Here is a 16,180-nt window from a genome sequence, read left to right as displayed (position 1 = left end):
CGGCTCACCCCCGGCCCGCGAACGCGAACAGCGCGGACCTGCGGCCCGTCCGGCGTTCGACCGCCAGACGCGGATCGAGCACCTGGTAGAGCAGGTCGACGCCGATGTTGACGGTGACGAAGACCAGCGCGCCCAGCAGCACCATGCCCTGGACGACCGGCAGGTCCTCCGCGGACACCGCGCCCTGGGTGATCTGCCCGAGCCCCTGCCGCGAGAACACCGCCTCGACCACGATCGCGCCCGTGAGCAGCCCGCCCACCAGCAGCCCGGTCAGCGTCAGCGCGGGCAGCGCCGCGTTGCGCAGCACGTGCCGGACGTTCACCCGGAACGGTCCCGCGCCCTTGGCGCGCGCGACGTCCACGTAGTCCTTGCCCAGCTCGTCGCCCATGCTCTTGGCCAGGACCTGCGCGATCAGCGCGGCGGGCTGGACGGCGATGGTGACCGCCGGGAGGACGATGCCGCGCCAGCCGCCCTCGCCGATGGCCGGGAACAGGTTCCAGGTGAAGGAGAACCACTGCAGCAGCAGGAGCCCCACGACGAAGGACGGGATCGCGACGCCCAGCGGCGGCAGGCTCAGCAGCGCCCGCCCGAGCCGGCCGTGCCCGGTGACGGTGGCCAGCACCGCCAGCCCGGTGCCGAGGGCCACCGCGAGGACGAACCCCGCGCCGGTCACCGCCAGCGTCGGCGGCACCGCCCCGCCGATCACCGAGGACACCGCCTCGCCGGACTGCGTCGAGCGGCCGAGATCCCCGTGCAGCGCCCCGCCCAGCTTGGTCAGGTACTGCTCGGTCAGCGGCCGGTCGATGCCCAGCTCGTGCCGGAGCGCGTCGAGCTGCTCCGGCGTCACGCTGTTGCTCGTTCCGGCCACGATCGCGGCCGGGTCGCTCGGCAGCGCGAACAGGACGGCGAACGAGAGCGTGTACGCCGCCCAGAGCACGAACGCGCCCTGCAGCACCCGTCCCAACAGATACCGCGCCATCGATCCGAAAACCCTCCTCGCGCCGGCGGCCCCGGCGATTCTGGTCAGTGCACCAGGCTGCCGTCGAAGGTGCGGTGGAACCCCCTTTGGCAACCCCCTATGCCACCCCTGAGTCCACGGGCGAGGGCTCCTCGGCGAAGGTGTGGAAGCCCGGCCCCGCCTCGGCGGCCGTCCCGCCCGGGAGCACCACCCGGGCCGTCGTGCCGGGCGGCACCGTGACCTCGGCGGAGAACCGGCCGCCCGCCGTGCGCCAGGCGACCTCGATCCGGCCGTAGGGGCTCTCGTACCGCGCCTCGGCCCAGGTCAGCCCGCCGCCGGGCTGGGGCGCGACCCGGAACCGCCGGTAGGCGGGGACGTCGTCGTCGAGCCGGATGCCGGCGACGTGCCCGTGCAGGAACTCGACCACGCTCGCCCGCGTGGGCATGTTCAGTGCCAGCATCGTGGAGCCGTCGGGGGTCATGCCGTCCCAGATCTCCCAGAACGTGGTGCCGCCGTTGTCGATCACCGACATCCAGGAGCGCGTGCCGCCGCGCAGCAGCAGCTCGTAGGCCAGGTCGAGGTGGCCGTTGGAGGCCAGCACCGGCAGCAGCAGATGCGTCGTCGGCAGGCCCGTGCCGGGCCGCGTGCCCGCGGCTCGGATCAGCTCCACCAGCCGGGCCGCGGTCCGCGCGCGCAGCCCGTCCGGGACCAGGCCGTACGCCAGCGCGCGCAGATGCGTCGCCTGGGTGTCGCACGTCAGGCTTCCGTCGGCCGCGATGAACTCGGCCTGCCACGCGGCGCGGACGTTCACGGCGAGCCGCGCGTACCGCGCCGCGTCCCCGTCCCGGCCGAGGACACCGGCGATCCGGGACAGCAGCCGGGCGGAGCGGTGGAAGTACGCCGTCGCGAAGGCCGCGTGGTCGCGGGCCTTCATCTCCTCCACCACGGCGGCGGTGAAGGATTCGAGGTCGGTCAGCCCGGCGAGCCGCCGCCTCCCCAGGGTCACCGGGCGCTTGGGCGGCCCCGGCTCCAGATGCTCCCCGAAGTGGTAACCGGTGTCCCAGAGGAACTCCTCGTGCGACGCCGGCACGGGACGCGCCGCGCGCCGGACGGGATGCCGCTCATCGCGCGCCACCGCCGCGACGCGGTCGACCCAGGCCGTCATCGACGCGTACTGCCGCTCCAGCACGTCCTCGTCGCCGTAGGCCCGCCAGACCTCCCAGGGCACCGTCACGGCCGAGTCCCCGAACCCCGCCTGACCGTGCGGGATCGCGAACCGCGCGGTCAGGCTGTCCGGGCCGAGGGGATCGGGCGCGTAGTTGCGCACGGTCCCGTCCGGCCACTGGTCGGCGGCGAGGTCGGCCAGCCACTTCACGCTCAGCCCGGACACGTCGTGCAGCAGCCGGGCGCCGAGGATGTTCCAGCCCCAGTCGGTCCACCCCGAGACCTCCCTGGTGATCTCGGCCGTCGGGATGTCGCACGCCTGGTTGCGGTAGGTCCACAGGGCGATCTCGTACAGCCGGTTCACGCGTTCGTCGCTGCACCGGAACCAGCCCGTGCGGGGCAGGTCGGAGCCGACCGCGACGGCGACGACATCGTCGGCGGCGATCTCGCCGGGGTGCCCGTCGACGCGCAGGTAGCGGAAGCCGTGCCGGGTGTGCCGCGACTCGAACGCCCCGCCCTCCCGGCCGCCGGAGACCACCCGGTCGCCCTGCACCCCGCGCGGCGGCGCGTACCAGCGCAGCGTCGCCTCGCCGCTGGAGGTGTCGACGTCGCCGTCCGGCCGCAGCGCCTCGGCGTGCGTCAGTGACAGCTCCGTGCCGCGCGGGCCGAGGTCGGACAGCCGGACCCGGCCGCCGATGTTCTGCCCGAAGTCGATCACCTGCCGACCGGGCGCCGGACGGGTGATCGCGACGGGCCGCAGCTCGCGCAGCCGCCGCACCGGCGGGGCGGGCGACGACACCAGCCGGGCCGTGACCCGCTCCCGCACCTCGACCGGCGACCAGTCACCGGCCGCCGCCGGGCCTGGATCGCTCCAACCGGCCGGTTCGTCGCGCAGGTCGACCGCGACGCCGTCGAACAGGTCCGCGGCCTTGGTCGCCCCGACGGCCGACCGCCAGTCCGGCCCCGTCCCGGCCACCGTCGTCGTCCCGTCCTCGTGGTCGGCGTGCAGCTGGACCAGCAGCGCCGTGCGGTCGCCGAACCCGTCGGGAAGGCGGTGGTAGCAGGTGCGCCCGCGGAACCAGCCGTCGCTGAGCACCGCGCCGAGCACGTTGCCGCCCTCCCGGACCAGCCCGGTGACGTCGTACGCCTGAACGTGCAGGTGGTCGCGGTAGGCGGTGAGGCCCGGCGTGAGCTCGGCGTCGCCCACGCGCGCACCGTTGAGGAACAGCTCGTACAGCCCGTGCGCCGTGACGTAGGCCCGGGCGCGCACGATCCCCCGCCCGGCGGTGAACTCGCCGCGCAGGTGGTAGCCGGGGCGGAAGCCCGGCGGCGGCACCTCCGCCTCCGCGGGCCCGATCCAGGTCGCCACCCAGTCGTCCGGGGCGAGCAGCCCCATCTCCCACTCGACCGGCTCGGACCAGGCGCTCTGGCCCGCGTCGGTCCGGACCTGCACGGCGCACCGCACGGCCTGGCGGGACGCGAGCGGAGGCCCGCCGTAGGGAACGAACAGGCTCCGGTCCGATCCGCTCCACCCCGTCTCCCAGGGCCGGCCGCCCGCCATGCCCCGGATCCGGTAGGCCCGCTGGACCCGGGTGCCCGGCGGCAGCCGCCAGCTGAGCCGCGGCGCCCGCGTGGTCAGCCCCAGCGGCGCGGCGCGGTGCTCGACCCGCAGATCAGTCGGCGCGGACACGTCTCACCCCTCACCCATTCCGGCGGCCCGAGCTGGATCGCAGGTTCGCTCAGGAAAACACGGGACAGGGTGGTAACAGCAATGTTCCTTCTTTTCCCGGCGCTCTCCGCCGCGTACGTTTGGCGACCGTAGAAGAAGGCGAACTCCCCCCTGTTCCGTCCGGACGGAAACGCGGCGGGCACGAACGGAAATGCGGCGGTAACGAAAGTGAAGTTCTTCGGTGTGGCGCCCATCCGCCATCTGGAATCCGCGGGCGACGACGAGGCGTCCGCGGCGGGGGCGAGCTTCCGGCGCACGGTCGCCACCGCGGTGCGCATGGAGGAGCTCGGCTTCGACGGCTTCGGCGTCGGCGAGCGCCACCACTGGCCGTTCCTGTCCAGCGCGCCGCCGGTCGTCCTCGCGCACGTCGCCGCGCTGACCAGCAGGATCCGGCTGTTCACCGGCGTCACACTGCTGTCGATGCTCGACCCGGTGCGCGTGGCCGAGGACTACGCGACCCTCGACCACCTGTCCGGCGGGCGGCTGGAGCTGATCGTGGGCAAGGGCGCCGGACCGGGCGGCGCGCTGTTCGGCCTCACCCCCGCGGAGCAGCGGCCCGCGCTGGGCGACAACTTCAGCCTCCTGCACGAGCTCTGGACCAGGGACAGCGTGTCGTGGCCCGCCGGGCGGCGGCCCCGCCTCGACGGCGTCCGGACGCTGCCCCGCCCGCCGCGCGGGCGGCCCCGGATCTGGCACGGCAGCTCGTCGTCGCCGGAGTCGGTGGCGCTGGCCGCCGAGTACGGCGACCCCGTGGTGTTCTCCAACGCGGGCGCCTCCAGCGAGAGCGCGCGCCCCCTCGTCGAGCACTACCGCGCCGAGTGGGCACGGCACGGCCGTCCCGCCGACCGGCTCTTCACCGGCGCCGGGACGCCGGCCTTCCATGTGGCGAAGACCTCACAGGCGGCGATCGCCGCCCACCGCCCCGCCTACGAACGCCACGCCGCCCTCCAGCGCAGCCTCGGCGGCGGGCCCTCCCACCCCACCGTGGAGGAGTTCGTCGCACACTCCCCCGCGCTCGTCGGCAGCCCGGAACAGGTGATCGACAAGGTGCATCGCCAGCACGAGATCTTCGGCCATTCGCTCACGGTCTTCAGCGTCGACTCGGACGGGCTGTCCGAGGCGGACCACTGGGGCTCCCTCGAATTGTTCGCCACCGAGGTGGCCCCGGCGCTGCGGGCCGCGCTGCCCGACCCGCCGGGCTGACCGGACCGGGGGGACGGCTTGCCCGCGCGGTGGATCGCGTGTCAGGGTGAAACGTCCGCACCTGGGAAGGGGGCCCGATGGCCGCAGGATCTCGGCTGCCCGACGACGTCGAGCCGGACACGTGCGCTGCGTTCCGCGACGCCCTCGACCGGGTCGGCAGCAAATGGGGAATCGCGATCATCGCGGCCGCGAGCGACGGCCCCATCCGGTTCGCCGAGCTGCACCGCTCGATTCCGGGCATCAGCCGCCGCATGCTCACCCTCACCCTGCGGACCCTCGAACGCGACGGCCTCATCATCCGGACCGTCCACCCCACCGTCCCCCCGCAGGTCGAGTACACGGCCACGCCCGTGGCCGAGGAGCTCTTCGCCTCCACCCGGGCCCTGTCGGCCTGGGCGGAGAACAACCACGAGAAGATCACCGCCGCCCGCGCCGCCTACGACGACAACGAGGGTGGGGCGTTCATCGCGAGACCGGCCCGGGAACGCTCGCCCGGCGGCTCGCTGGATTGACTGCGATCCCGGCCCACTGCGCTCGCTGGCGCTCGCTCCGTGACCGGGCTTGTGCGAGCGCGAATCGCTTCGCGATCTTCCCGGCGGGGCTCGCCTTCGGCATCGCCCCGCCGGTCAGGTCGCGCGCTCGCGTGACGGTTCAGGGCAGCGGGTCTCGATCCCTCGGGGATCGTGGGCGATCCGTTGGGCAGGTCGGCATAGGGACGATGGGAGCACAGGGTATGGGAGACGGCGGTCAGGCCCGGGGGACGGCGGCGTGGCATGGGCGCATCGAGCATGTGCGCGGCGCCGATCTGGGCGGTGACACCGCGCAGACCCCGGGGATGCGCAGGTACGAGGCGATCTCGGGCAAGAGCGTGGGCTCCGAACGGCTCTGGATGGGCCGCACGCACGTCGGGCCCGCGACCAGCTCCGGCGACCACCACCACGGCGAGGCGGAGACGGCGATCTACATCGTGTCCGGGCATCCGGTGTTCGTCTTCGCCGACGGCGACGAGGAGGTCCGGGTGGAGACCGGGCCGGGCGACTACATCTTCGTCCCGCCCTACCTCCCGCACCGCGAGGAGAACCCCTCCCCCGACGACGAGGCGGTCGTGGTGATCGCGCGCAGCACCCAGGAGGGCATCGTGGTCAACCTGCCCAGCCTCTGGGCGGACGTGGAGCGCCCGGCGGAGAAGTGACGGCCGCGCCGCGGGGCCCGGCGGGCGCCCGCGCCGGCGGGGGCGGGACGGCCCGCCCCCGCCGCGCCGGTCAGCGGGCGAGTGAGGCCCGGTCCTGCGGCTCGTCCCAGTCGGCCCGGTACGGCTCGACCTCGATGCGGTTCGTCACGGCCTCGTCCAGGAACGGCGGCCCGAGGTGCGAGAACGCGCCGAAGTCGGTGGTCTCGCGGAACGCCGGCAGGCTGTGGAGATCGCGGGCGTACGCCCACAGATTCGGAAAGTCCGTCAGCCGGCGCTCGCTGATCTTGGCGAAGGGGTTGTAGGTCAGGTCGAACCGGGCCAGCGTCACCCACAGCCGGACGTCGGACTCGGTGATCGAGTCACCGTGCAGGAAACGGCGGTCCGACAACCGCTCGTCCAGCGTTTCCAGGGCGGAGATCACGCGCCGGCGCTTTTCGGTGTAGGCGTCGTTCGTGTGGGCGCCGGCGACCCGGTAGGTGCCCTCGTTGACGTTGTCGTAGATGTAGGCGTTGAGCTCGTCGATCTTCTCCCGCAGTTCCACGGGGTAGGGCCGGACGTCCGGGTCGCCCCATTCCTCGAACGCGGTGCCGAGATCGAGGGTGATGTCGGGGAAGTTGTTGCTGACGATCCGCCCGCTCTCCCGGTCCCAGAGCACCGGGACGGACACGTGACCTTCGTACCCGGGCTCGGTCGCCTCGTACGCCTCGCGCAGGAACCGGAATCCGTTGACGGGGTCCGCGCCGCGCTTCTCCCGGAACGCCCAGCCGCGCCCGTCCCGCTCGTCATCGACGTACGAGAGGGAGACGACGTCCTCAAGGCCCTTCAGGCGGCGGACGATGGCGCTGCGGTGCGCCCACGGGCAGCGGTGCGAGATGTAAAGGTGGTAGCGGCCCGGCTCGGCACGGTATCCACTCGATCCGTCGGCGGTGATCCGTCCCTGGAATGGGTATCGAGGGCGATTCCAGCCGCCTTTCTTCACACTCAGTGCGTTGGCTCCGTAAACACCGTGCACTTCCAGGTCCACAGCGTCGGCATAGGTGGGGGCATCGGCCGGTTCCGTCGAAAGAGGCATGCTCATAGCGAACCATGGGGACGGCCGATAATCAACTATTCCTACTGTTTTTATCCTAAATCTGGGACGCTCCGCCGTCGGCGGCCCCCGCGAGGTGAGTAGGACGGGCGTGGGGCAAGATGGAAGAGGACATCAGCCGGTTCACCGCCCTTCTTCGGAGTGGCACTCCGGATCGAGGCACTCATGAACGAAGCCCTCACCCAGCTGGACGAGGCCGCCTGCCGCGAACTCCTCGGCGAGGTCCAGGTCGGCCGGGTCGCGTGGGCCGACGGCACGGGCCGTGCCGCCCTCCTCCCGGTCAACTTCGTCCTGGACGGCGACGCCGTGGTGTTCCGCACCGCCGAAGGCGCCAAGCTCGAGGCCGTCCGCGCGGGCCGCCCGCTCACCTTCGAGGCCGACGACCTCGAACCCGCGCTGCGCACCGCCCGGAGCGTCGTCGTCACCGGCCCCGCCGAGATCGTCACCGATCCGGCGGAGATCCGGCGCCTCGGCGGGCTCCCCCTCACCCCGTGGGACCGCTCGGCCAAGCCGTTCCTCGTCCGGCTCACGATCCAGGAGGTCACCGGCCGCAGGATCCCCGTCCACCGCGGCGGCGTCGCCCGCGAGCGGATCTGACGCCGGCGCCGGACGGGCCGAAGGTCCCGGCGGCCGGGGACGCCCGGCACTGCCCCTCCCAGCACGCCGGCTGCCAGGCTGTAAGCGACTCAGGGAGGTCACCGATGCAGATCGTTCCCGAACACCGCACCGTCGTCGTGGGCGTCGACGGATCCCCCAACTCGATGGCCGCGCTGCGCCGCGCCGCGCGGGAGGCCCACGAGCGGCACGCCCGCCTGGAGGTCATCCGCGTGCTGGACCCCGGCCACGGCACGGCGCCGCGCGTGCTGCGCACCGCCAGGGAGTGGCTGGAGCTGCGCGAGCTGGTCGCCGACGTCGTTCCCCGCGAGCAGCACCTGACCACCCGGCTCCGGATCGTCTACGGCACCCCCGGCGAGACGCTCGCCGAGGCCGCGGCCCACGCCGAGGTGCTGGTGGTCGGCGCCCGGGCGCACTCCGAGAACGGCAACCTGCTCGGCGGGGACACCGTGCCCGAGGTCCGCGACCGGGTGCGCTGCTCCCTCGTGATCTGCGCCGACCAGACCACCGCCCCCACCGAACCGGTCTGACGGCACGGCATGATGACCGGCCGCACGGGCGACGCCGCCGTCAGCGAGACCCACAGCGGTGTCGTCTTCTTCGTCGGGGACCGGGCCTACAAGCTGAAGAAGCCCGTCGACCTGGGATTCCTCGACTTCAGTACCCGTGAGCTGCGTGAACGCGCGTGCCACGAGGAGGTCGGGCTGAACCGGCGGTTCGCCCCGGACGTCTACCTCGGGGTCGCCGACGTGCGCGGCCCGGACGGGGAAGTCTGCGACCATCTGGTGGCGATGCGGCGGATGCCCGCCGGGCGGCGCCTGGCGGACCTCGTCCGGGCCGGCGAGCCGGTCGAGAACGCCCTCCGCGACACCGCGCGGATCCTGGCGGCCTGGCACACGCGCGCCCCGCGCGGCCCGCGGATCTCGGCGCAGGAGACGCGGGACGCCGTGCGGTCCCGCTGGAACGACGGTTTCGAGCAGGTCAGGCCCTTCCACGGGCAGGTCGTCGACGGCCCGGCCGCCACCGAGATCGAGGAGCTCGCGACCGCGTTCCTCCAGGGCCGGGAGCCCCTGTTCGAGAGCCGGATCGATGCCGGCCGGGTCGTGGACGGTCACGGCGACCTGCTCGCCACCGACATCTTCTGCCTGGACGACGGCCCGCGGATCCTGGACTGCCTGGAGTTCGACGAACGCCTGCGATGGCTGGACGGGCTCGACGACGCCGCGTTCCTCGCCATGGACCTCGAACGCCTCGGCGCCCCGGGCCTCGCCGAGCGCTTCCTCGGGTGGTACACCGGCTTCGCGGGCGATCCGGCGCCGTCCTCGCTGCGCCACCACTACGTCGCCTACCGCGCGTTCGTCCGCGCCAAGGTCGCCTGCCTGCGCCACGCGCAGGGGGACGAGCGGGCGGCGGCGGAGGCACGCGACCACGCCGAGGTGGCCCTGCGTCACCTGCGCGCGGGGAAGGTCGACCTGATCCTCGTCGGCGGCCTGCCCGGAACGGGGAAGACGTCCCTGGCCGGCGCACTGGCCGACCGGCTCGGCTGCGCGCTGCTCAGCAGTGACCGCATCCGCAAGGAGCTCGCGGGGCTGCCACCCGAGACCTCCGCGGCCGCCCCGTACGGCACCGGCGTCTACACGCCCGAATGGACCCGGCGCACCTACCGGGAGCTGATCGAGCGCGCCGCCCGGCTGCTCCGGCTGGGCGAGACGGCGATCCTGGACGCCTCGTGGACCGGGGCGCCCGAGCGCGAACTGGCGGCCACGGCGGCCCGGGACGAGCACGCCGGGCTGGTCCCCCTGCGCTGCGACGCCCCGGCGGACCTCGCGGCCGACCGCATCCGCGACCGGAAGCGCACCGCCTCCGACGCCGACGCCCGCATCGCCTCGATCATGGCCGCGCAGAGTGACGCCTGGCCGGACGCCACCTCGATCGACACCACCGGCCTTCTTCCAAAGACCCTCGAAAAAGCACTTCGGGCCGTCCGGCCTCACGGCGCCGACCACGTCTGGCCCCGCCGCCCCGTCCTCCCCCCGGACTAGGTCGCTGTCAGATCTCCTCGATCAGGACCTCCTCGACGGGGCGGCGGACGCTGGCCAGTTCCTCTCCTTCCGGCACGCCCAGGCGCAGCAGCATCTGCGGATGGGCGTTTCCGCAGAAGTGGGCCTGGATGAACGAGCGCAGCTCGGGGACCTGCAGCGCCTGCGTGTGATAGGCGGCGGCGAGGCCGTGCTCGGCGGCCAGCAGCAGGACCCGCTCCAGCGCCTGCCCGGCGTGCAGCCACGCTTCGGGATCGTCCTCGGGCGTGACGATCAGCAGCACGATGCCGGCCTGGGCCTCTCCGCCGCCGCCCGCGGACTCCACGCCCCACCCCTCGCCGCGGGCGAAGTCCCGGGGCGGGAAGTGCGGCTCGGTCCGGGGCGTCCGGTTGGGGTAGCCGGCGGGTTGCACGCCGTCCCTGCGGGCCGTCGTGGGCGGCGGCGCCCAGCGGGCGATCTCGGTCGCGTAGGCGGGCGTGCGCCGCTGGACGTGCTCGGCGGCGTCGGTGAGCGCGGCCAAAGCGCCCCTGACATGCGGGTCGACGGCCTGGACGAGCCGGGCCCCCTCCATCTCGGCCGCCCGCCGCAGCGCCCCCGGCAGGCCCTCCGGCCCCGGATCGGAGCGGAATCCGCCGCGGTGGCTGTGGCGCCGCCCGATCTGCGCGTACTCCCGGTGGACGGCCGGTTCCACGGTCCCCTCCGCGTCCTCCATCTCCACGTCGGCCAGCAGATGCGGACGGTCCGGGTCGGGCAGCAGCCGCACCGCCGGCTCGTAGCCGTGCTCGCGCAGCGACAACCGCAGGTTGTAAAGCGCGGCACCGCAGCTGATCAGCATCTCCCGGCCCGCCGGGTCGGCGACGCCGAGGCGGCGGTCCACGTCCGCGCGCACGCTGATCCGCGTCCCGCGCACACCGAACCGCCACGGCTGGGTGTTGTGCACCGACGGCGCCCGCACGGCGTCCCCGACGGCGCCGCGGACGGCGTCCGAGATCTCGGCGGGGGCCTTGCCTGCACTGTGCATCGGTCGCTCCCTTCTCTCCCCTCCAGCCCACCACCCGGCCCTGACCTGCGACAGGGCCGAAGGTCCATCCGTCGCCGAGCGTTCGTCCCCCGGGCGGCGCGGGAGTTAGGATCACTCATGACCAAGGTCAAGCGGCTGCCACGTGAGGTGTACGAGCGGGAGTTGTCCCGCCTCCAGGAGGAGCTGGTGAAGCTCCAGGAGTGGGTGCGCGCCGAGGGCGTCCGCCTCGTCGTCGTGTTCGAGGGACGGGACGCGGCCGGCAAGGGCAGCACGATCAAGCGGGTCACCGAGTTCCTCAATCCCCGTGTCGTCCGCATCGTGGCGCTGCCCGTGCCGACCGACCGCGAGCGCACGCAGTGGTACTTCCAGCGTTACGTCGAGCATCTGCCCGCCGCGGGCGAGATCGTGCTGCTGGACCGTTCCTGGTACAACCGGGCGGGCGTCGAACGCGTCATGGGGTTCTGCACCAAGCAGGAGTACATGCGGTTCCTGCACCAGTGCCCGATCTTCGAGCGCCTGCTCGTCGAGGACGGCGTCCTGCTGCGCAAGTACTGGTTCTCGGTGAGCGACGCCGAGCAGGAGCGACGTTTCCGCAAACGCCTCGAGGACCCGATGAGGCGCTGGAAGCTGTCACCGATGGACCTGGAGTCCATCACCCGCTGGGAGGACTACTCCCGCGCCAAGGACGAGATGTTCCTGCACACCGACATCCCCGAGGCGCCCTGGTACGTCGTGGAGAGCGAGGACAAGCGGCGGGCGCGGATCAACATGATCGCCCACCTGCTGTCGACCGTCCCCTACCACGAGGTGGAGCGGCCCCGGCTCCACCTGCCGGAACGCCCCGCCGCCAAGGGGTACGAGCGGCCGCCCCGCGACATGCAGACCTACGTCCCCGACCATTCGGCCGGCCTGTCCACCTGACCTTCGCCCCGGAGGGCCGGGTCTTCCTCGCCGCCCACGGGGTCGGCTGCGCGGTCACCGCCGGGGCGGACCCGGCCGGTCCGCTCGGCGGCCGGTTCGGCGAAAGGGACGGGCGCGTCGGCGACCCGGCCCCGCCGCTGCTCCGGCACCCGGTGCGCCTCGTTCGCGGGTCGCGCCGCCAGGTCCGAGCCGCGCCGGCCGGACACCCGGCCGGCGGAGTCCGCCATCCACCGGCCGGCGACGCCCCCGACGCCGCCCAGCAGGACGAGCACGGCCGCCCGGAGGAGATCGTCGGCGGTGAACGACAGTTCCCCGGCCTTGCCCACGTCGAACCCCGTGACGAACGCCCAGCCCGCGAGGCCGACGGCGGCGCCCACGGCGGGCGACGCGGCGAGCGCGGCCCCGGCGACCGACGCGGCCACCGCCGCGAAGCCGACCTGCCACGCCGCGTCCTTGAGCACGACCGCGAGGACGAACACGCACAGCACACCGGCGGCCAGCGGCCAGGCCGCCGACTCCAGGCGATCCATCGCGAGCCTCCCGAGGGTCCGGCACCCCGTCCCAGCGGGGATCGCCTCCCAGTCAACGGCCGGGGCCGTACCGAGATAAGCCCTCTTGATGGACCCTTAGCGCACCCGGCGCCAGGCTTAACGCCGCCCTAATGCCCCTGCGCTCCGCCGTCGGCCCGGCCCGCGCCGTAGGGAGGCGCCCCGTCCACGGCCGGGCCTCCATCGAGCAGCTCCGGACGGACGCTCCAGCGCGTTTCAGACCGACAGTTCGCACCGGAACAAGCGCCCGATATTGCCCTACATTCGCATCCGAACTTTCGTCTCCTCACTTCTCCCGCACAGGCTGCCGGGCTGGAGGAATTCACGGAGAGGTGGGCAACGGTTCCGCAGCGCACGGAACGTCCTCTGGAATTGGAACGATCCATGAGCACCGACCGCACGCCGGACGGCCATTTCCAGTTCGACCGTTGTGGACGCGGCACCGATGCGAGATTAGATTGACGCCGAGTTCCCGGCTCCAAAGCTGACCCGCCACCCCCGTCGACCGGTCATTCGTCAGAGTCGAGACAAGAGGAGCGCCCCATGAGATTCGGAAATCGGATTCGCAGATGCGCGGTGGGATCCGCCGTCACGCTGCTGGCCGTCGCGGCGACCACGGCCGCCGTCCGGCCGGCGGACGCCGCGGGCCCGCCGGCCATCACCTCGCTGATCTGCGAGCAGCTCGGCCGGACGAGCTTCAGCTGCGACGCGACGTGGAGCGGCGGCACGGAACCGGCGACCTGGAACTGGTCGGTCACCAACGGCGGGATCACGCGGACGGCGATCCTCAACGGCAACCCGCACACGCTGTACGCCGCGGGCATCTGCAACGTCTACTCGTACTACACCGTGCAACTCACCGTGACCGACGCGACGAACACCTCCACAACGGCCGCGCACCAGTACTACTGCCGGTCGGGCGGCAATTCATAGGACGCTCGCCCGCTGATCCGACTTCGCCGAGACGAGACCTTTCGTACAGCGGGACGGCATCCGCGCCTGGGAGCGTCGCGGCGGTTTCCGCCGTTTCTCACACGCGGGTCAAGCCGTTCTCTCCGGAGTCGCCGCGAGGGGCGATTCTCCGGAGGGCGGCGGGCGGGTGGCGACGGTGGCCGCGGTTCGCACGAACGCCGCGAGGGCACGGGACCGGCGCCCTCGCGGCCAGGCCAGGACGAGGGTGGTCGGCGGGGCGTCGGTCACCGGCACACAGGTCAGGTCGTCGCGGAGCTGGCCGCGGACGGATGCCGGCAGCACGGCCGCCGCGCGGCCGAGCGCGATGAGCTGCATGAGCTGCCCGGCGTCCCGTACGCGCAGCTCGCCCGGGTCGTCGCGGCGACCGGCCGACCATCGGGGCATGGTCTCCCCGGCCAGGTCGGCCAGCCGGACGCTCGCACGGCCCGCCAGGCGGTGGCCGCGCGGGAGGACGGCGACCTGGTCCTCGGTCCGGAGATCCTCGGTGTCGAGACCGGTCAGGTCGGCGTTCACGCGATGCAGCAGGCCGACGTCGGCGCGGCCGTCGCGGATCATCCCGGCGCGCTCGTGGGCCGAGCACAGGGCGATGTCGACCGGGACGGCGTCCGGGGCGGACTCGTAGGCCGCCAGGATCTCGGGCAGCAGGCCGCAGTCACCGCCGGGTTTCATCACCAGGACGAGCCGGGACGAGGGCAGGCCCGCGCGCCGGGCGCGCCGCGCGGCCGCGTCGACCGCCTCCAGCGCCCGCCTGCTCTCGGTGAGGAACACCTCGCCGGCCGGGGTGAGCGCGACCCGCCGGCTGTCGCGCTCCAGCAGAGGCACGCCGACGCGGCGTTCGAGGCGTCCGATGGCCCGGGACAGCGGCGGCTGCGCGATGCCGAGGCGCCCGGCCGCCCGGCCGAAGTGCAGCTCCTCGGCGACGGCCACGAAGTACTCCAGCTCGCGCGTCTGCAGCCGGTCCATACCGTGAGGGTATCGGCCGGGACCCGTTCCGGCATTGCCGGCGCCGGGCGGCCGGTGATGGGGTCGCCCTCATGAACGACGGGACGATCGCCCTGATCACGGGGGCGAACAAGGGATTGGGGCGCGCCGCCGCCCGCCGGCTCGCGGGTCGCGGGATGACGGTGCTGATCGGTTCCAGGGACCGTGCGCGCGGTGCGGAGGCGGCCGAGGCGCTCGGGGCGGACGGCGGTGACCTCCGGGCCGTGGCGCTCGACGTCACCGACGCGGCGACGATCGAGGCGGTGGCCGGGGAGATCGGCGAGCGCTTCGGCCGGCTGGACGTGCTGGTCAACAACGCCGGCGTCTCGGGCTTCCCCGGGCGGACCTCGCCGGGGACGGCCGACCTGGAGCTGGTCAGGCGGGTCTTCGAGACCAACGTCCTCGGCGTCATCGCGGTGACCGACGCCATGCTGCCGCTGCTGTCGCGCTCACCGGCGGCCCGCGTGGTCAACGTGTCCAGCGGCGTCGGCTCGCTCACCTTCATGACCGACCCGGGCCACTACATGTCCCGGTTGCCGGGCCACGTCGCGTACCCGCCGTCGAAGGCGGCGCTCAACGCGCTGACCGTGCAGTACGCCAGGGATCTCCGGGAGCGGGGCATCCTGGTCAACGCCTGCACGCCCGGCCCGTGCGCGACGGACTTCACGCGGCATCTCGGCCTCGCGCTCACCCGCTCGGCCGACGACGGCGCCGCGATCGTGGAGCGGCTGGCGACGCTGGGCGCCGACGGCCCGACCGGCGGGTTCTTCGACGACGAGGGCGCGGTGCCGTGGTGATCGGCCGCGGGTATAGCCATCGGTAATCACAGCGGGTCTTGGACGGCCGCGGGCACCGTGGGCGACGGTGGGTCGTGCACGAGGTCACGAGGTGAGCGGGAAGAGGTTCCGATGGACAGGGTCTGGTTGATCACGGGTGCGAGCAGCGGCTTCGGCCGCGCGATCGCCGAGGCCGCGATCGCGGCGGGCGACATCGCCGTCGCGGCCGCCCGCCGCGTGGAGGCGCTGGACGATCTGGTCGCGGCGCACCCCGGCCGGGTCGAGGCGCTCCGGCTGGACGTCACCGACGGCGCGGGGATCAAGGCCGCGGTGGAGGACGTCGTGGCGCGGCACGGGCGGATCGACGTGCTGGTCAACAACGCGGGCCGCAGCCACGTCGGGGCGGCCGAGGAGACCACCGACGCCGAACTGCGGGCGCTGTTCGAGGTCCACGTCTTCGGTCCCGCCGCCCTGGTCCGCGCGGTCCTCCCGCACATGCGCCGGCGCCGGTCCGGGGCGATCGTGCAGATGAGCAGCATGGGCGGGCAGATGTCCTTCGCCGGGTTCTCGGCCTACAGCGCGACGAAGTTCGCCCTGGAGGGGATGTCGGAGGCGCTGGCGGACGAGGTCCGTCCGCTCGGCGTCAAGGTCCTCGTCGTCGAGCCCGGGGCCTTCCGCACCCGGCTGTTCGGCAACCTCGGCGTCAGCGCGGAGATCGACGACTACGCCGCCACCGTCGGGCCGACGCGGCGGATGACCGAGACCGGCGACGGCACCCAGCCCGGCGACCCGGCGAAGGCCGCCGCCGCGATCCTCACCGCGCTGGAGGCCGACGAGACCCCGCTGCGGCTGCCGCTCGGAGACGACGCCGTCGACGCCGTCCTCGGCCACCTCGACGGCGTCCGGGCGGAGATCACCCGGTGGGAGAAGACGGCGCGCGACACCCGCCTGGCGGAGTGAGAGGCGGCGTT

At 73.4% G+C, this 16,180-nt stretch carries 16 protein-coding genes; 10 read left to right on the top strand and 6 right to left on the bottom strand.

Annotated features, from left to right (window positions below):
• Positions 1-4: 4 nt before the first annotated feature.
• Together E1291_RS04665 and E1291_RS04660 are read right to left on the bottom strand one after the other, a co-directional pair.
• The gene (locus E1291_RS04665) at positions 5-979 is read right to left on the bottom strand and encodes an ABC transporter permease (protein ID WP_131736288.1); all 975 of its coding nucleotides are present in this window, start codon (positions 977-979) and stop codon (positions 5-7) included.
• Between the two features lie 97 nt (positions 980-1,076).
• Positions 1,077-3,812 carry a family 78 glycoside hydrolase catalytic domain gene (locus E1291_RS04660; protein WP_131736287.1) on the bottom strand — a complete coding sequence of 912 codons (2,736 nt, stop codon included), beginning with the start codon at positions 3,810-3,812 and terminating at the stop codon, positions 1,077-1,079.
• Between the two features lie 207 nt (positions 3,813-4,019).
• On the opposite strand from E1291_RS04660, the gene E1291_RS04655 reads away from it, so the two are divergent.
• The 3 genes from E1291_RS04655 (at position 4,020) to E1291_RS04645 (ending at position 6,246) form a co-directional block, all read left to right on the top strand.
• Entirely contained in the window at positions 4,020-5,054 is a 1,035-nt protein-coding gene (locus E1291_RS04655; protein WP_131736286.1) for an LLM class flavin-dependent oxidoreductase, read from the top strand.
• Between the two features lie 77 nt (positions 5,055-5,131).
• The gene (locus E1291_RS04650) at positions 5,132-5,566 is read left to right on the top strand and encodes a winged helix-turn-helix transcriptional regulator (RefSeq protein WP_131736285.1); all 435 of its coding nucleotides are present in this window, start codon (positions 5,132-5,134) and stop codon (positions 5,564-5,566) included.
• Between the two features lie 221 nt (positions 5,567-5,787).
• Positions 5,788-6,246 carry a cupin domain-containing protein gene (locus E1291_RS04645; RefSeq protein ID WP_131736284.1) on the top strand — a complete coding sequence of 153 codons (459 nt, stop codon included), beginning with the start codon at positions 5,788-5,790 and terminating at the stop codon, positions 6,244-6,246.
• Positions 6,247-6,316: 70 nt separating this feature from the next.
• On the opposite strand, the gene E1291_RS04640 is transcribed toward E1291_RS04645, so the two are convergent.
• Positions 6,317-7,225 (bottom strand): glutathione S-transferase C-terminal domain-containing protein, encoded by a 909-nt coding sequence (locus E1291_RS04640; RefSeq protein WP_242613944.1) that lies wholly within the window; start codon positions 7,223-7,225, stop codon positions 6,317-6,319.
• A 276-nt stretch (positions 7,226-7,501) separates the two neighbouring features.
• Here E1291_RS04640 and E1291_RS04635 point away from each other — a divergent pair, with 276 nt between their 5' ends.
• The 3 genes from E1291_RS04635 to E1291_RS04625 all read left to right on the top strand — a co-directional run bounded on the left by E1291_RS04635 (position 7,502) and on the right by E1291_RS04625 (position 9,993).
• Positions 7,502-7,933 (top strand): pyridoxamine 5'-phosphate oxidase family protein, encoded by a 432-nt coding sequence (locus E1291_RS04635; RefSeq protein WP_131736282.1) that lies wholly within the window; start codon positions 7,502-7,504, stop codon positions 7,931-7,933.
• A gap of 104 nt (positions 7,934-8,037) precedes the next feature.
• Positions 8,038-8,481 (top strand): universal stress protein, encoded by a 444-nt coding sequence (locus E1291_RS04630; RefSeq protein WP_131736281.1) that lies wholly within the window; start codon positions 8,038-8,040, stop codon positions 8,479-8,481.
• Positions 8,482-8,493: 12 nt separating this feature from the next.
• Positions 8,494-9,993, top strand: a complete 1,500-nt coding sequence (locus E1291_RS04625; RefSeq protein ID WP_131736280.1) for a bifunctional aminoglycoside phosphotransferase/ATP-binding protein — start codon at positions 8,494-8,496, stop codon at positions 9,991-9,993.
• A gap of 7 nt (positions 9,994-10,000) precedes the next feature.
• Here the strand turns inward: E1291_RS04625 and E1291_RS04620 are convergent, their stop codons facing one another.
• A complete protein-coding gene (locus tag E1291_RS04620; RefSeq protein ID WP_242613943.1) occupies positions 10,001-11,011 on the bottom strand; it encodes an Acg family FMN-binding oxidoreductase in 1,011 nt (336 codons plus the stop codon).
• A gap of 117 nt (positions 11,012-11,128) precedes the next feature.
• On the opposite strand from E1291_RS04620, the gene ppk2 reads away from it, so the two are divergent.
• Positions 11,129-11,932, top strand: a complete 804-nt coding sequence (ppk2, locus tag E1291_RS04615) for a polyphosphate kinase 2 (protein ID WP_131736279.1) — start codon at positions 11,129-11,131, stop codon at positions 11,930-11,932.
• On the opposite strand, the gene E1291_RS04610 is transcribed toward ppk2, so the two are convergent.
• Positions 11,896-12,462, bottom strand: a complete 567-nt coding sequence (locus E1291_RS04610) for a hypothetical protein (protein WP_131736278.1) — start codon at positions 12,460-12,462, stop codon at positions 11,896-11,898. The two genes, ppk2 and E1291_RS04610, sit on opposite strands and share 37 nt — an antisense overlap.
• A 561-nt stretch (positions 12,463-13,023) precedes the next feature.
• Here E1291_RS04610 and E1291_RS04605 point away from each other — a divergent pair.
• Positions 13,024-13,413 carry a hypothetical protein gene (locus tag E1291_RS04605; protein WP_131736277.1) on the top strand — a complete coding sequence of 130 codons (390 nt, stop codon included), beginning with the start codon at positions 13,024-13,026 and terminating at the stop codon, positions 13,411-13,413.
• Between the two features lie 108 nt (positions 13,414-13,521).
• On the opposite strand, the gene E1291_RS04600 is transcribed toward E1291_RS04605, so the two are convergent.
• Positions 13,522-14,415, bottom strand: a complete 894-nt coding sequence (locus E1291_RS04600) for a LysR family transcriptional regulator (RefSeq protein WP_207400552.1) — start codon at positions 14,413-14,415, stop codon at positions 13,522-13,524.
• Between the two features lie 71 nt (positions 14,416-14,486).
• On the opposite strand from E1291_RS04600, the gene E1291_RS04595 reads away from it, so the two are divergent.
• Both E1291_RS04595 and E1291_RS04590 read left to right on the top strand, forming a co-directional pair.
• The gene (locus E1291_RS04595; protein ID WP_131736276.1) at positions 14,487-15,230 is read left to right on the top strand and encodes an SDR family NAD(P)-dependent oxidoreductase; all 744 of its coding nucleotides are present in this window, start codon (positions 14,487-14,489) and stop codon (positions 15,228-15,230) included.
• 111 nt (positions 15,231-15,341) lie between these two features.
• On the top strand, positions 15,342-16,169 hold the full coding sequence (locus E1291_RS04590; RefSeq protein ID WP_131736275.1) for an oxidoreductase: 828 nt from the start codon (positions 15,342-15,344) through the stop codon (positions 16,167-16,169).
• Positions 16,170-16,180: the final 11 nt, after the last annotated feature.

It is taken from the genome of Actinomadura roseirufa, assembly GCF_900659635.1.
Classification (GTDB): domain Bacteria; phylum Actinomycetota; class Actinomycetes; order Streptosporangiales; family Streptosporangiaceae; genus Spirillospora; species Spirillospora roseirufa.
Note: the sequence above shows the minus strand (reverse complement) of the source record. Positions and strands in the feature narration are given on the sequence as shown.

Excerpts from the sequence above, each read along its gene's own strand:
- E1291_RS04590 (WP_131736275.1), top strand. The coding sequence starts at position 15,342 with ATGGACAGGGTCTGGTTGATCACGGGTGCGAGCAGCGGCTTCGGCCGC.
- E1291_RS04620 (WP_242613943.1), bottom strand. The coding sequence starts at position 11,011 with ATGCACAGTGCAGGCAAGGCCCCCGCCGAGATCTCGGACGCCGTCCGC.
- E1291_RS04650 (WP_131736285.1), top strand. The coding sequence starts at position 5,132 with ATGGCCGCAGGATCTCGGCTGCCCGACGACGTCGAGCCGGACACGTGC.
- E1291_RS04610 (WP_131736278.1), bottom strand. The coding sequence starts at position 12,462 with ATGGATCGCCTGGAGTCGGCGGCCTGGCCGCTGGCCGCCGGTGTGCTG.
- E1291_RS04595 (WP_131736276.1), top strand. The coding sequence starts at position 14,487 with ATGAACGACGGGACGATCGCCCTGATCACGGGGGCGAACAAGGGATTG.
- E1291_RS04625 (WP_131736280.1), top strand. The coding sequence starts at position 8,494 with ATGACCGGCCGCACGGGCGACGCCGCCGTCAGCGAGACCCACAGCGGT.
- E1291_RS04630 (WP_131736281.1), top strand. The coding sequence starts at position 8,038 with ATGCAGATCGTTCCCGAACACCGCACCGTCGTCGTGGGCGTCGACGGA.
- ppk2 (WP_131736279.1), top strand. The coding sequence starts at position 11,129 with ATGACCAAGGTCAAGCGGCTGCCACGTGAGGTGTACGAGCGGGAGTTG.
- E1291_RS04635 (WP_131736282.1), top strand. The coding sequence starts at position 7,502 with ATGAACGAAGCCCTCACCCAGCTGGACGAGGCCGCCTGCCGCGAACTC.
- E1291_RS04600 (WP_207400552.1), bottom strand. The coding sequence starts at position 14,415 with ATGGACCGGCTGCAGACGCGCGAGCTGGAGTACTTCGTGGCCGTCGCC.
- E1291_RS04665 (WP_131736288.1), bottom strand. The coding sequence starts at position 979 with ATGGCGCGGTATCTGTTGGGACGGGTGCTGCAGGGCGCGTTCGTGCTC.
- E1291_RS04605 (WP_131736277.1), top strand. The coding sequence starts at position 13,024 with ATGAGATTCGGAAATCGGATTCGCAGATGCGCGGTGGGATCCGCCGTC.
- E1291_RS04645 (WP_131736284.1), top strand. The coding sequence starts at position 5,788 with ATGGGAGACGGCGGTCAGGCCCGGGGGACGGCGGCGTGGCATGGGCGC.